Here is a 14,087-nt window from a genome sequence, read left to right on the forward strand (position 1 = left end):
TCACCATAAAAACTTAACAAACGACATAAGTAGTAAAAAGATTATGGTTATTGACTTAATGTTACATATCGCATACAATGTATCATATATCTTAGCTTAGAGGGATAAGTATGGGTGAGTCTACTGGGATAGTAAAATCTATTATCAATCTACTAAAACCAAAATCCAAACCAGAGCCATCTGATTTTGAATATGAATCAATTATAGAACATCTATCATCTAAAGAGCATTTATTAAATGAGCTGATGAATGATATGTGGTACTCAGGAGACTTACCATCAGTCAGAAACTATAATGAACCATTATCTTTGATAGATAGCAAACTTGGATTAAGTGAACAGATTTGTGTTTGGTTTGCTCTAGATCATGACCTTACACCAAGTCAAAAAAATTTAAACAAAAAGTTACTTAGTGCTCTAAAATGTTTAACTTCTAACTGTGGTTCATTTGATAATACTGAGCCCCTTGAAGAATTTTTACATGATAATAGAAACAATAAAGATTTAAAAGTAATTCTTAACCTAAGAAGAGGAGAATCTCAATCAACAGTATTGCATGCGATTGCAGGAGCAAACATTGGTGGATTTCGTCGCACAGGAAATCAGGCTATAGATTTACTCTTAGAAGCAGGTGCAGATCCTAACATACAAGATAATAAAGGAAAAACACCACTATACCTTGCTGCTGCTAAAGGTCATTACGATAATGCAAACTCTCTTCTCTTGAAAGGAGCTAACCCTAATATAACAAGTAGAAAGGGGAGAACTCCACAACAAATAGCAACTAATAAACTCTGCTATAATATAGAAGAATTATTTCTAACTGATAAACAGAAAAAGTTAAATGCAGAATTGTATGACTTACTTGTACTCGATTCAGACTGCACTAAAAATTTAAAGGAGTTTTTAAGTAAGCATAAAAGAGATTCAGACCTAAAAGTAGTGCTAAATATTAGGCAAGGAATGGGTGAATCAAAAGTGTTTTCGTATGTTGATCGTTTTGCTTGGGATAATGAAGATCTTGCTCAAGAGTTAAGAAAAATATTTCTAGAAGCAGGAGCATTAGATTATGGTATAAATATTTATCGTCAGCAAAAGAAAGGACAGGTCAGTAAATTACTCGTTAATTTAACCTCAAATCAAAAGGAAAAGTTAAATGAGTTTTCTGATAAGGTGTTTCAGGCTCAAAACATGGCTGAACTTGAAGAGATTGTAAACGATGCTATAAAGTCTGGTGTACGATTAAACTATTCTCTTTCACAAGATTTCTTTTCAGGTAATGAGTACACTTTTACCGATTATGTGATGAAAAAAATCAGTGAATTAGAAAAGAATCCTAAAGTTGCTAGTAATATAATATGTCAATTAGTATCAAAAGGGGCAGTGTTTGGTAATACAGTTGATGCTAACACACTGACATCAGAATTTAAAGAGCATAAAACTAACCTAAAAAAAGCTTATAGAGATTATATTAGCAATTCTCATAAGTTTATTGAAATCGCAAAAAGTGCAACCAATAGCGAGCTAAAAGATGCAAGAGTAGACAACTCCGTTTTTTACTTAGAATATTCTAAAGATAGTAAAATAGACATTATAAAGATAACAGATGGGGCAAGGGATTTAGGTCTAACAGATGGAGATGTAAAGTGTGGAAGAAATATAGTAAAGATCGGTAATAGTGAAGTAGAAATTAAAATTGAAGATGGCATAAGGAATTACACAGATCTTACAGAAGGTAGCAGTATAGCATTAACTTTTTATACTAGTTTAGGAGAATTAGAAGTTAGATTATATCCTGATGAGAAAAATAAAAATTGGATAAAAGTAGAGGTGAGTGAAGAAGGCCTACTTCTACTTGATAAAATAGAAAGTTATAATGAAGCAATAGAAGATTGTAATGAGGGAATAGAAAATTATGAAGAAATAGGACAAAATTGCTTACTGGGAGGTTTATCAGTCATTGAAGCCATAGACCGAGGTGTTTTTGCTAGATCTGGTGGGTTAATGCGTCCTGAATTAATAAGCGAATCCAATAAGCAGAAGGGTTCATGGGTAAAACGTGAAGAATTAAGAAGAGTTTCTGATTCTAGGGAAAAAATTGCTAATTTACCATAAAAGTTGAAAATTATTATTTAAATATAAATTACTACAGTTAATAAATTATTGCAAAGGAGTCGAATCGATATCAATAATCTTTTAAGAATACTCTTTTATGTTGTTTTTCAGGAAAATGAGATGTCATTGTACAGGAGCTGGCCACAAGGTGTATTTTCAGGATATGAGACTGTATTAAAACACGATTGGCTGAGCCGACCTTTTACAGAATTTTTTTTCCAGATCTATAGCTCTTTTCACAATAATCCAAATAAATCATAATATGCTACTGGCCTACTATAGCCATAAACACATATCTTACCCTGTTCGGACTACTATAAGAAAAGCTATACTATTAAAATATGCAGCTAAATTGTATACATTGTCTACCACTGTTGCATCTAGTATGCTAAAATCTTCATCATCTATATTAATATTTTCGCATAATTGATTTTGTAACATCGACTTACATCAATCTCAATATCTTTTGGCATGGCCCTTTGTAGCAGCTCCTTCTTGCACATACTCTTTTCAATCTCCCGTTGCTTTTGTAAATTAAGATGCTAATCCATAAAATTTCTCTAATTGCTCGCTCCACAACATCGGTATTTCTTTCAAATCAGATAGCTTCAAACCTCTTGGCTGTCTCCCATTTACTATGTCTTCCTTAATCTTTGGTGCTAAATAATTCAACCTTAAAATTTGCTGTATACGTCTTGTACCTATATTAATTTTAATGCTCAGCTCCTTCACACTCCCATATTTTCCTTCCTCTAGTTGACGTTTCCAGGAATGGGCTCTCACCACTGCTTTCAGTAGCGCATTATTTGTTTTTCCTTCTGGCTCTACTACTGTGCATTTGTTTCCTTTCTTCTTCATTGGTATAAATTTTTCCTCTGATTCAGAACATACTTCTATTCCATCTTCTTTTACCATTACTCCCTTTATTAACTTTTTCACTACTTCTTTCTGTTCTCTGAAACTTAAATTTTTCCATTCTTCTCCCCATTTTTCATATAGCTGCTCTGTCTTTCTCATTACTTCTTTTTCCACCTCTCCCGCTACTATAGTTCTGTTTATTGATTCACAACCTTTTCCCCTTAAATGGTTATTGCACACGTAATATCGGTACCTTTTATTTTCTTTTTTTGCATACGTTAGTGTCATATTTACACCACAGCTCTTGCACTTAATTATTCCCCTAAGCAATGCTTCCTCATATTTTGCTTTTCTATATGGTTGATTCTTTATCAATTCCTGCGCTTTTTGCCATTTTTCTTCCTCTATTATTGCTTCATGCTTTCCTTCATACTCTTTCTCATAATGTCTTATCTTTCCCATATATATTGGATTTGTTATTATTCTTCTCACCGTCGCTTTCTTAAAGATATCTGATTTTGTTCTGTAACCTTCTCTATTTAACTCTCTTGCCAACTCTGCCATTGACTTCAACTCCAAATATCTTTCAAATATGTGCCCTACTATTTTCGCTTCTTTTTCATTTATTATTAATTCTTTATCTTTTACATCATATCCAAGCGGCAAAGTTCCTCCCATCCATAGTCCGTGTTCTTTTGATGTTGCTATTTTATTTTTTACTCTCTCTACTATCATCTCTCTTTCTAACTGTGCTGCTCCTGATAATACTGTCTGTACGAATTTTCCCATTGGCGTATTATTGTCAAATATCTGCGTTACTGCTATAAAATTTACTCTATGTCTTCTAAAAAATGACGTTACTTCGATGCTGTCTTTTGTTTCCCTTGACAGCCTATCTAGCGTATATACTACCACACAGTCCACTTCTCCTGCCTTTACATCTTCAAATAACTCCTTTATTGCTGGTCTTTCTAAGTTTTTTCCTGAATAACCGCCATCATCGTACCTTTTGGCCAATGCTACCCAGCCTTCTTTGCTCTTTATGTACTTCTCACATGCTACTCGTTGCGCATCTAAACTGTTAAACTTCTGCTCTAGACCGTCTTCATTTGACTTTCTCGTATATATTCCACATCTTATCCCTTTACACATTTTCCCTTCCCTTTTGATCACGCAAACCAAATAGGAGCGGCCCATTGTAACTCATTCCCATTATTTTTCCTGCTACTGCTGATAATGATGTGAAAAATTCTTCTCTGTAGATTAAACCCTTATCTGTTACCATTACTGCGTGAGTCTCTTCCCCTCTCTCTAATATTAGCTCTGTTCCCTCTACTGGCAGTTTATCGCTACTTATTCTTTTTCCCTTCTCTAGCCGATCTGCCAGATACTCTAGTCTTTTTGTCCCCTTTCTTGACATTTCTCCATACGCTTTTTCCTGCATCCTATAAGCTAATCTTGGTATCAGATATTTCTTTGAGTATCTAGGCGCTTCTTCTCCATATACCTTCTTCCACATTCTCCTTAGCTCTTCTAACGTTTTTTTCTCTAAATTCATCACTTTCTTTTCTGTTTCTTCCTCCATATTTTCTATCCTCTCATAAATAACTTTTCAATTCTGTCTGTTTCTTTCTTTAATACTTCAGTTACTTCTTTACTGTTTTTCGCATAATCCATTGCTGTCATTCCAAATGTATCCTCTTGTTCTATTTCTCCTCCTGCTTCCACTAACTCTTTTACTATTTCTACTTTCCCCACCATACATGCAAGGTGCAATGGAGTGCATTTATTGCCATACTCTTCAGCATTTACATTTGCTCCTGACTTTATCAATTCTCTCACGGTTTCTATGCGTTTCTCCGTTACCGCTAGATGCAGTGCTGTATATCCTCTTGCATCTGCTGCATTCACATTCGCTCCTTTTTCGACTAACAACTCCACTGTTTTTACTTCTACTGCATAATGTAGAGCTGTTCTTCCTTTTTCGTCTCTTGCATAAATACTTTTAAATGAGTTCTCTAATAATTCTTTTGCTGACTTATTAAATTTGCCAAGCTTTAACATAATCCACCCCACCTTTTCTTTAAATTTAAATCCCTCTTTTAAGCATTCCTTTTCGCTACCTCATCTATCATTTCACTTACTTGGCTCATTATTTTGCTTGCTAAATTTTCACATTCTTCCTTGATTAGTAATTTGTCTCTCTTCCTTATTTCTCCTATCTCTATTATTTTTAAATCCGGTAAATAACTCCTACTCAACATGTCTGCTATTTCTCCCACTAGCCTCTCTATTCCATAGCAGGTCAGTTCTCTACTTTTTGTTATTCCTCCTTGTTCTCTCAGAAATTTACTCGCCTCTTCACTCTCTTTGCTATCACATAGACGATACTTTTCACTTTCCCAGATGTAATACATTGGTGTTGCACCGTACTTATTCAGTTGATTAACTGTAGCTCCCGCTTTTACTAGCTCTTTTATTATTTCAACTTTTGCTGCTATCTTGCATGCAGAGTGCAGTGGCGTACATCCGCTAATGTATTGAGTGGCGTTTACTTCTGCTCCCGACCTTAGCAGCACTTTTACATTTTCTAAACTTTTTGCGAATACTGCACAGTGCAGAGGTGTATAACCATTTTTATCTCTTGCATTTACCTCTGCTCCTTTTTTTATTAATAATCTCACTGTTTTGTAATCAGAGATTTCTACTGCTTGATGCAAGATCGTCTCTCCTTCTTCATTTCTTTTATTAATATCGTTACTTGATACTTCTTTAAAAAACTTACTAAAAGATTCTTTGCTAAACTTCATACTTACCTCACAAAATTAGCTTTTCTAGCGCCAGACAAATTTCTTATATTTACCTGCTGCTATTCAAGTCATGTACTTTTTAGCATGAGAAAGCAAGTCTTTTTCTTTTTATTTCATATACTTTTACCTATTATTAATATAATATATGAGTATCTAAATATAAGTACTTAACTTATTAGAGATATTATTCGACTATCTTTCCAACTTCTGTGCAAATGTCGATGTTCATGCCACTTCAGTACTCCCAGGTAAAATACTAAAATGTAATTTTCTAATTCGTGTATCGAATCTTTTTGCTCTAAATCGTTTTCATACTTAATATTGTGTTCTGCTAAACCATATTTTGTAATCTTCTGATCTGTATAGTTTTCTACTTTGTAATTGTGAGTAATGCTAAACCTTTCTAAAATTGGCTTGTGTTTTAAATTCCAACGTTGCCCTGAAAGTTTATCGTTTCCCAATACAAATTTATTTCCTTCTTCTTCTATTCTACCAACCGGAAAACAGCTATTTATTTCTCCTAATTTCCAGCTATCTGACAGTACAATCTGCGCTTTTGCAAATTTAATCGATGGTAATAAGCTTTGAGTTAGAGGATACAGGGCTTTTAAGTTATACCACTGATGACTTCTTTCATAAATACCGTTATAATTCTTTGTGTGAGGCTCGGTTTCTCCAAGGATTGCTACATCTAGGCGATATATATCATTGCTTAAAGCTCGTTCATAATGATCGCGTAGATAGTTTTCTATAATCCTAATAACTGGACCACTAGACCTGAAAAAATTTACTCTTCCAAACGATAATACTGGTCCATCAACTATGTTTTTTAAAATTTTTTGAATTTAGTTTCATTACAACTTTTGTTTGTAATTTTGTTTTTTATTCGAGTAAAAAGTGCATTTTTGACAATAAAAACCCTAACTTAATCATAGAAAAATTTTGTATCAAACAACAGTTACTGCTTAGATCTTATGGTTAACGAATATGTGTATAAATACTTTAAATGTGTGTAGACGTATTTATCCACATATTCGTTAACCTATTTTCTATGCAGATTTTTTTAATTCACATTGACTGCTTCTTTAAGCCTCGCATTGGCAATTACTATGATTTTACGCATTAGAGCTGTCATAGCCACCATCTTCTTTTTACCTTTACCAACAAGCCTTGAATAGAAGGCACCAAGCGCAGACTTAGACCTTGAAGCAGACATCGCAGCTGTAAAAAGCTTTTCACGAACGTTGCTTCTGCCACCACTTATTCTGCGATAACCAATAGTTTTACCACTTTCTTTCGGATGAGGTGCAACTCCAGCAAGACTTGCAATTTCTCCCCTACTTACATAACCAAGTTCTGGCATTAGACACAGAAAATCTTGAGATAATTTTGCACCTATTCCTGGAACTGTTTTAAGGATTTTTTGGCGCTTTTGTAACTCTGGATTCTCATCAATAATTTTTTGTATGGTATTGTTGAGCTCATCTATCTGGCTATTAAAGAATTCAATAGTTTTCTGACAGCTTTCTTTTATATGGTCGTTTTCAGGTGCTGCAAGCCTAGATTTCTCTTGAGCTCTCATTTTTGTAATGTCATCACGACGTTGACAAAGTGCAACTAAGGTTGTTTGTTCTTTTGACATAGGTGCAAATAGAGATAGAGTACTATAGCGTTCAAACCCATACTGAGCAAGGGCTCTTGCATCTGATTGATCAGACTTTGCTAAAGTTCCATGAGATAGAACAAAGCTTTTTACTTTGCGAGTATTAGCTCGATGTACAGCAATATCTTTATCAACAAGAAAATGTGCTAAGCCAAGCTCATATTTTCCAGTGTTTTCCAGAGTTACTAAAGAATTAGGTAAGATATTTGAAAAATCTTGAAACAATTGTTGCCAGCCAGCAGTATCATTGTCGAATTCGACAGCGTTCTTCTGTTTGTGAACTGCAACAACATTTTTAAATTTTCCAATATCAATGCCAATAAAATTTTGATAAGATGTAATCATAATAACCTCGATTAGTTTTAATTAATTTAAGATTGTAAACGGGTGCATACATATGTCCCATGCAACTATTCAAACGTATCGAGAGATGGGCTAGTGTACCTTGATCCGAACGGTTATAATACCAACAGTTGGTCGGTCGCACACGCCCGTGATAACTCTATTCCTATAGTGAGTAGGGTTATCTTCCCTCTTATCTCCTTTATATCATATTTTTAACTTACAACTTTTTTGAAAAAGTATTTTACAATAAATAAGAAATATGATAGAATAAGCTGAGGTTTTTTGTAGCAAGTAAAAGTTTAAGGTAAAAGATAATTTAGAAATGCCTCATAATCGAGTTTTAAGCTGCCTTACATAAGTAACTTAGTTCTTGGTAGTATAATTGTACCCTGGAGTCGTATAATCACTTTAAATTCGCACTAAATGCAATTGCCTCAAGGTTGTATTTTTTTCATTAAATTTAAGTAATGTTTTGTGGTAATCTCTCTAGGTCTTCTTCATTTCTATTTATCCAATATATTTTATATTTATTATTACTGTTATTATTTATTACTATTATATATATATAATATATAAGGGTTTTAGGAAGCTAGAATCCGCCTCACTGGCTGACTTTAGACATGTGGTTTCTAGGAACGCTTTTAGGAACGTAGGCAAAAAAGCTAGCTCTCACGCAGAATTTAGATTCCTGATTTCTAATTACTGATTTAGGAACCTAGGAATTAGGAATGTAATACAATCATTGATGGTGCTATTTCTTAAGTGCTAAGTTCTAGTTGAGTGGATGTAAATTGATAGTAGCTATATAGATTGAAATGGCAATAGAGAAAACTGGGTAAACTCTAAAATATTTTTACCCATAAAAAAAGACTTATCCTAACATTAAATTTTCCCTATAGCTAAAATCTTCAGCTCCAAGAGTGAATTTTCCTATACCACAAGCAAATGGTCCAGTTGGAATGTCAAGCCACTTATCCTCTCTTGAACCTGTAGACATCACTTTAACTAACTGCTTTACCTGCAAAAGTTCCTGTACCATACGCTCTAGTCTATCCCTTCCCATGCTGTGAAAAACTTCAGGTAGTCTATGGCGTTGCTTATATACTCCTGTGCTTCCTGTGTGAGTAAATGGATGCCCTGAAGCAGCAGATCGTGTAACTGCATCGATAAGACATATTTTAAGGTCTTTTTCACTAGCATTTTTAACTGTTAGTTGTATTGTTATATCTTCTAGTAGCCCTGTTTCCTGATTTCTTAGGTAAGTTCTTACAGTACGATCAGCTAACCCATTGGCCTTCACAACTGCCCCATGAAATAAAGCATTCTGTCTTGGTGTTTCTCCTACTGCCTTAAAGATCTCTAGCCTAGCTGTATTTTCTATTGGCCAAAAAGCGTATGAGCATCTAACACCATTAACAAGAGCAGAGGTACCTCTTATTGCATCTCTTGCTTGTTCAACAGTTAGTATAGGTTTTTCTCCTTTTGGTTTTCTCATGTGGTGAGCAGTAACAATTGAAGCTCCAGTACTATTTGCTAGATCAGACAATAGACACATCAGATAATCCCCTACAGCTGGGTCAGCATTTATATCTGCATGGATAAATGAAGCAAGTGGATCAAATACTATCAATTTCAGATCTTTAATTTTCTCGAGCTGTTTTATTATAGATTCGAATTCAGGAGAAACTTCGACAACTTTACCACGAACGTTTCTTAGTATTGTAAGTGATCCTCTGACGTTTGGCAGTGGTACAATAAATAGTTTGTCTTTATATTTTAATCTTTCACATTTAGGGTCAAGTCGTTCTAAGCGGCGATGTACTTCACCTGCATCATCTTCTGCTAAAAAGACTACCACTGATCCATGTTCAGTCACAAGCGAACCAAAACCATATATTTGATCTGTATCATTTACAACTTTGAGAGCCAAATCAAGTAGCAGCATTCCTTTTCCTGTGTCTCCCATAGCAGCAACTATTGAAGTAACGCCCAAAGGAAATATCCCTTCAACAAGAAATTTTTGCTCTGGTACTGGACCTACAAAGCGCTCTGCACTCCAATCTAAAATATTAAGTGGCTGTTTTATGGGTCTTTCTAAACTTTTCATATTTGAAGTATCAGTAGTTGGAATATCAGTAGCAGGTAAATTTATACATGGAGTTGAAGTTAAAAACTCTTTGACATCTATACCTTCCTCTACACAATCAGCAGCATCCCAGCCTTTTGTTTTATTTTGTGGAATATTAAGAACAACAAGTGATTCAACTCCGATTTCTAAAAGCTTTTTTTCAGCATTTTTTGCGTATTTCTTACCTGCTTCATCATTATCTGGCCATATAATAATGTGTTTACCTTTTAGCGGAGTCCAATCAGTTTTCTCAATAGGTGCATTTGCTCCAGACATCGCTGTTGTTGCAGTTATTCCCTTCTCTATCAGCGCTTCTGGTTGGTAGAAGTCATAGTCCTATCCCCCTTGTTTGAGTTTTATTATTATGACTCCCCCATAAGAACCGTGCTTGCAGTTTTCCCGCACACGGCTCCACAATAATAGCGTTCACGATATACCTCCTATATATAAAGAAAAACATATTTTTGGCTTTGGTAGTGGATTGACTTGTTTGTAGTTCATGAATTGTTCCCAAGTCATACTCTTTTTCTGACTACGACGGTTTATCCACTTAAACGTTAGCTTATTTACCGCCCACTCAAACTTACTGAGCCATCGGTAATTTCCACTAATCCCGAAGTAGTTATAGTGCCCTCTTAGTTTAGCTTTTAGTATTTGCCACCAATCTTTGAGACAAATCCGGTTACGTGTCGTTTTCAACCATTCTTTGATTTCTTTAAGTTTCCTAGCTAGGTTTATTTTTGAGGTTTTATGCCCCATAATTAGCCTGCCATTACGACTTTTTGCACAGTAGTGCGTAAATCCTAGAAAGTTGAAACTTTCCATTTTCTTCTTTTCTCTCTTTGCTTGGTACCATCCTTTCTTGCCAAACTTTACTATCCTCGTTTTGTTTTCAGATATTTCCAAACCAAACTTGGCTAATCTCTGTTTCAGTGATCCTAGAAATTCCTTAGCATCTTCCTCATTTTCACAGCACACCACAAGGTCATCTGCGTACCTGACTAGCTCCATATATCCTTTAGATTTGGGTTTTACTTTCTTTTCAAACCATAGATCTAGCACATAGTGTAAATATATATTGGCTAATACTGGGCTTACTATTCCTCCTTGAGGTGCTCCTTGTGTGGTTGCTTTATAATATCCAGCTTCCATGACTCCAGCTTTAAGGAATTTCTTTACTAACCACAATAAATTTGGGTCAGATATTCTTTCCTTTAAGCACCTAATTAGCCATTTATGCTGAATATTATCGTAGAACCTCTTTATGTCCACTTCCACAATATAGTTTGTTGGTTTGTACATAACTGTTTTATTTAATGCTTTAACCGCTTGGTGGCAGCTTCTATCAGGTCGAAACCCGTATGATTGGTCTAGGAAATTTGCTTCATAGATATTTTCCAATATCTTCTTTAGCATTATCTGCACCAGCTTATCCTCTGTCGATGGTATTCCAAGTCCGCGTTTCTCTTTGCTTCCGGCTTTTGGTATATATACCCTTTTTACCGGTTGCGGTTGATATTGCTTTCTCTTCATACTATCTATTAGAGTTTTAAGCTTCTCATCGAGGCTTTCTCCGTAAGCTTCTACTGTCACCTGGTCTATACCGCAAGCCTTGTTGCGTTTTAGTTCCTTATAACACTCCGCTAGATTTTCTGCATTAATTAGATGCACCAGCGATGTAAATTTTAACCGCTTGTCTCGCTTTGTTCTTATCGCTATCTGGTTTAGTTTCTTTTGCATATTCCTCCAATCTCTGTTGTATTAGTCTTGCAATCCCTATCCCAGTTGCTATATTGCTGATCGCTTCCCCTTGTATGTGGCTTTCCCACACTCTGAGTATTATCAATCAGTCCGACTTCCTTTGTATCTTTCGTCAGTCCTCGCCTTTGTTGGCTTGTTCTAACGTACCTAAATAGGAATACAAAGGATCTCCCAAGTTCATTTAGAACCCATCTCAATACATGATACGGCCTTAGATCCCGATAGAGTGAGTGATAACTTGCCTTATCGTTATCCTTCATGCTGTCTTCCACTAAAATGCACAATGTCGACCTCTATGATGTCGGAAATTTCGGGACTCAATACCTTCACTTTCGTTGCACCCTGTATTGTCCGTTCCATTAGCTTTACTACGTTCGTTACCTTACGCAGCATAATGGTTCGTTTTAGGCTATTGGCTAGACTTTGCCTAAGTCGGATTTTCACCAACTGTGTTCTAAACGCTTCTCTTGGCGCACGCATTCTTTTTCCCCCTTATTAATTTAAGTTACACTCCCTTGCGGACAATGATCCCTCGTCCTTCAAGTTGCTTTATTGCTGCAGCTTTTTGCTCTTCAGTGATACCTGTTGGCCACACAATTGCATGATCTGCTAGCATTGCTATACGTGTAATGATTACTGCTTTGGCATTTTCTGTCGCATTTACATCACTTACTATCGCACCTATTGCTGTTTGTGTACCATCTGTTGCAGTTGGATTTATTATCTTAATCATGTTATCCTTATCACTACCAACAACTGTACCAAGTTTAAGATTTTGTCCCTTGGCTACCGTTATTTGGTCTCTTGAATATAGACTTGATGCCTCATACTTTAATAAGTCACCTAGATTATTTTGTTCGATTATACAACTCATAAAATTTCCTCATTTATTTTCCCCTTTAGTTTTACCGCCATGTTTGTAATTGTTGTACGCGGCGGTTATAAAAAAACTTAAATACTTGATTGCGCTCTAGTCCTTGCTACCTCCATCATCAACTCTTCTCCTGAATTCTGCGGTATTGCACTCAGTATCTCTGTCTTTTTCGTTCTCTCTGCAAGTAATTCCATTAAAACTTCCCTGGCTTGCTCAATACTTACGCCTTGCTCTATAAATTCTTCTATTTTCTCTGGCATTCGTGATAAGTTACATAAACGTATTAATTCAAGAACTTCAGTACGATACTTAGTTAAATTATCAGTTTCTAGGTCAGTTGTAGTTTGTTCATTCATAGTAATACTCCTGTTTTTATTAATAGATGAAAGAATTGTAATTCCATCTGCAAGACCTATTTCTATTGCTCTCTCGCCAAAATATAGCCCTGCCTCCGTTGATCGAATCTTTTCAATTGAAAGACCTCTGTTCCTCGCTATTAGCTGCACAAACATTTCATATAGTCGGTCTACTTCTTTTTGTAAGCTTTCCAGACTTTCAGACGTCATTGGCTCATGTGGATTTAAATCATTTTTTCTACTTCCTGCAAATACTGTGGTATATTTTATTCCACATTTTTCATTAAATCCACTTTGATCTATATGACTTGCAATTACCCCTATGCTTCCTACTCCTGAGGTTCTGCTCACAAATACCTTTTCAGCGCTAGAGGCTATAGCGTACGCAGCAGAATATGCATCATCATTTGCTATCGCTATTATCCTCTTTTTTGCTCTTGATTCATAAATAAAGTCAGCTAGGTCAAATATACCGTTTACCTCTCCTCCGGGGCTATCTATTTCCAGTATAATTGTCTCTATGCTACTATCTGCTAATGCTTGTGTAATTTGTTCTTCTATTTGCTCATATGATGTCATTCCGAGCATTTCATCAAATGCACCAGGTTTTTTAGTTAAAATGCCATGTATCGGTATTATTCCTCTTTCACTATTTCTTACTGCATGTTTTATATTTTTAAAGATAGGCTGCTTTCCTGTTTGTAGTGACAGTAACTCAAAACTCCTTGGTTCTACCATTACACATCTGTTTAGCCATTGTTGTTTCATATCACCTCTTGATTTGCAGTAACCTCAGAATCAAAACTTAAGCCCAGTTCGCTTGCACGTCTTTGATCTTCTGCTATTTCTTGGTCAATTTCTTCAACATCGTAACCCATTTCTGATACTACTTCCGATCGACTCTTAAATCCATTTCTTACTGCCATTTGTTGTGCTTGCTGATCTTTCAGTGGATCCACCCAATCAAATCCCTGTGGTATCCATTTTACTTCTTCTTTCGCTGCTTTTACTACTTTTTCATCTATACTCAGTTCTCCACAAAGCACTGCTAATTCTAGCCATCTATTCCAAATAGGTCTACAAAACTGGAACACTATCACGTTATGCTGTAACATTCCACACCTTCTGCGAAACTCTATCAGCCCTGCTCGAATGGATGAATAATTAACACCTGTTAT

12 protein-coding genes and 2 pseudogenes are annotated in these 14,087 nt (G+C 35.5%); 2 read left to right on the forward strand and 12 right to left on the reverse strand.

The window, feature by feature from the left end; translation table 11 throughout:
- Positions 1-110 precede the first annotated feature (110 nt).
- Both AAGD87_RS07325 and AAGD87_RS07330 read left to right on the forward strand, forming a co-directional pair.
- Positions 111-2,114: an ankyrin repeat domain-containing protein gene (locus AAGD87_RS07325; RefSeq protein ID WP_341817581.1), complete on the forward strand. Its 2,004-nt coding sequence runs from the start codon at positions 111-113 to the stop codon at positions 2,112-2,114.
- Between the two features lie 262 nt (positions 2,115-2,376).
- Positions 2,377-2,544 carry a hypothetical protein gene (locus AAGD87_RS07330; protein ID WP_341817582.1) on the forward strand — a complete coding sequence of 56 codons (168 nt, stop codon included), beginning with the start codon at positions 2,377-2,379 and terminating at the stop codon, positions 2,542-2,544.
- Between the two features lie 104 nt (positions 2,545-2,648).
- Here the strand turns inward: AAGD87_RS07330 and AAGD87_RS07335 are convergent, their stop codons facing one another.
- The 12 genes and pseudogenes from AAGD87_RS07335 to AAGD87_RS07390 all read right to left on the reverse strand — a co-directional run.
- Positions 2,649-4,124 (reverse strand): recombinase family protein, encoded by a 1,476-nt coding sequence (locus AAGD87_RS07335; protein ID WP_341817583.1) that lies wholly within the window; start codon positions 4,122-4,124, stop codon positions 2,649-2,651.
- Positions 4,117-4,557, reverse strand: coding sequence for a DUF2924 domain-containing protein (locus tag AAGD87_RS07340; RefSeq protein ID WP_341817584.1), 441 nt, complete (start codon positions 4,555-4,557; stop codon positions 4,117-4,119). The genes AAGD87_RS07335 and AAGD87_RS07340 overlap by 8 nt, the downstream gene beginning before the upstream one ends.
- Positions 4,558-4,562: 5 nt before the next feature.
- Positions 4,563-5,036, reverse strand: coding sequence for an ankyrin repeat domain-containing protein (locus AAGD87_RS07345; protein ID WP_341817585.1), 474 nt, complete (start codon positions 5,034-5,036; stop codon positions 4,563-4,565).
- 38 nt (positions 5,037-5,074) lie between these two features.
- Entirely contained in the window at positions 5,075-5,782 is a 708-nt protein-coding gene (locus tag AAGD87_RS07350; protein WP_341817586.1) for an ankyrin repeat domain-containing protein, read from the reverse strand.
- 167 nt (positions 5,783-5,949) lie between these two features.
- Positions 5,950-6,600 (reverse strand): annotated as a pseudogene (locus AAGD87_RS07355) (phage tail protein); the annotation flags it as partial.
- A gap of 245 nt (positions 6,601-6,845) precedes the next feature.
- Positions 6,846-7,790, reverse strand: coding sequence for an IS110 family transposase (locus AAGD87_RS07360; protein WP_264336326.1), 945 nt, complete (start codon positions 7,788-7,790; stop codon positions 6,846-6,848).
- A gap of 871 nt (positions 7,791-8,661) precedes the next feature.
- On the reverse strand, positions 8,662-10,194 hold the full coding sequence (locus AAGD87_RS07365) for an AAA family ATPase (RefSeq protein ID WP_341817587.1): 1,533 nt from the start codon (positions 10,192-10,194) through the stop codon (positions 8,662-8,664).
- A gap of 150 nt (positions 10,195-10,344) precedes the next feature.
- Positions 10,345-11,589, reverse strand: coding sequence for a group II intron reverse transcriptase/maturase (gene ltrA, locus AAGD87_RS07370; protein WP_341817448.1), 1,245 nt, complete (start codon positions 11,587-11,589; stop codon positions 10,345-10,347).
- Positions 11,576-11,764, reverse strand: a complete 189-nt coding sequence (locus AAGD87_RS07375) for a hypothetical protein (protein ID WP_226080281.1) — start codon at positions 11,762-11,764, stop codon at positions 11,576-11,578. The genes ltrA and AAGD87_RS07375 overlap by 14 nt, the downstream gene beginning before the upstream one ends.
- A gap of 420 nt (positions 11,765-12,184) precedes the next feature.
- Positions 12,185-12,553: a head decoration protein gene (locus tag AAGD87_RS07380; protein ID WP_077188124.1), complete on the reverse strand. Its 369-nt coding sequence runs from the start codon at positions 12,551-12,553 to the stop codon at positions 12,185-12,187.
- A gap of 77 nt (positions 12,554-12,630) precedes the next feature.
- Positions 12,631-13,677 (reverse strand): S49 family peptidase, encoded by a 1,047-nt coding sequence (locus AAGD87_RS07385; RefSeq protein WP_213863532.1) that lies wholly within the window; start codon positions 13,675-13,677, stop codon positions 12,631-12,633.
- Positions 13,674-14,084, reverse strand: a pseudogene (locus AAGD87_RS07390) (phage portal protein); the annotation flags it as partial. The pseudogene AAGD87_RS07390 and the gene AAGD87_RS07385, both read right to left, overlap by 4 nt.
- Between the last annotated feature and the right edge of the window lie 3 nt (positions 14,085-14,087).

This window comes from Wolbachia endosymbiont (group A) of Pherbina coryleti (assembly GCF_964026875.1).
GTDB lineage: Bacteria > Pseudomonadota > Alphaproteobacteria > Rickettsiales > Anaplasmataceae > Wolbachia > Wolbachia pipientis.

Bases quoted from the DNA above. Each gene is read 5' to 3' on its own strand.
- AAGD87_RS07325 (WP_341817581.1), top strand. From the start codon at position 111: ATGGGTGAGTCTACTGGGATAGTAAAATCTATTATCAATCTACTAAAA.
- AAGD87_RS07330 (WP_341817582.1), top strand. From the start codon at position 2,377: ATGCTACTGGCCTACTATAGCCATAAACACATATCTTACCCTGTTCGG.
- AAGD87_RS07335 (WP_341817583.1), bottom strand. From the start codon at position 4,124: ATGTGTAAAGGGATAAGATGTGGAATATATACGAGAAAGTCAAATGAA.
- AAGD87_RS07340 (WP_341817584.1), bottom strand. From the start codon at position 4,557: ATGGAGGAAGAAACAGAAAAGAAAGTGATGAATTTAGAGAAAAAAACG.
- AAGD87_RS07345 (WP_341817585.1), bottom strand. From the start codon at position 5,036: ATGTTAAAGCTTGGCAAATTTAATAAGTCAGCAAAAGAATTATTAGAG.
- AAGD87_RS07350 (WP_341817586.1), bottom strand. From the start codon at position 5,782: ATGAAGTTTAGCAAAGAATCTTTTAGTAAGTTTTTTAAAGAAGTATCA.
- AAGD87_RS07360 (WP_264336326.1), bottom strand. From the start codon at position 7,790: ATGATTACATCTTATCAAAATTTTATTGGCATTGATATTGGAAAATTT.
- AAGD87_RS07365 (WP_341817587.1), bottom strand. From the start codon at position 10,194: ATGTCTGGAGCAAATGCACCTATTGAGAAAACTGATTGGACTCCGCTA.
- AAGD87_RS07380 (WP_077188124.1), bottom strand. From the start codon at position 12,553: ATGAGTTGTATAATCGAACAAAATAATCTAGGTGACTTATTAAAGTAT.
- AAGD87_RS07385 (WP_213863532.1), bottom strand. From the start codon at position 13,677: ATGAAACAACAATGGCTAAACAGATGTGTAATGGTAGAACCAAGGAGT.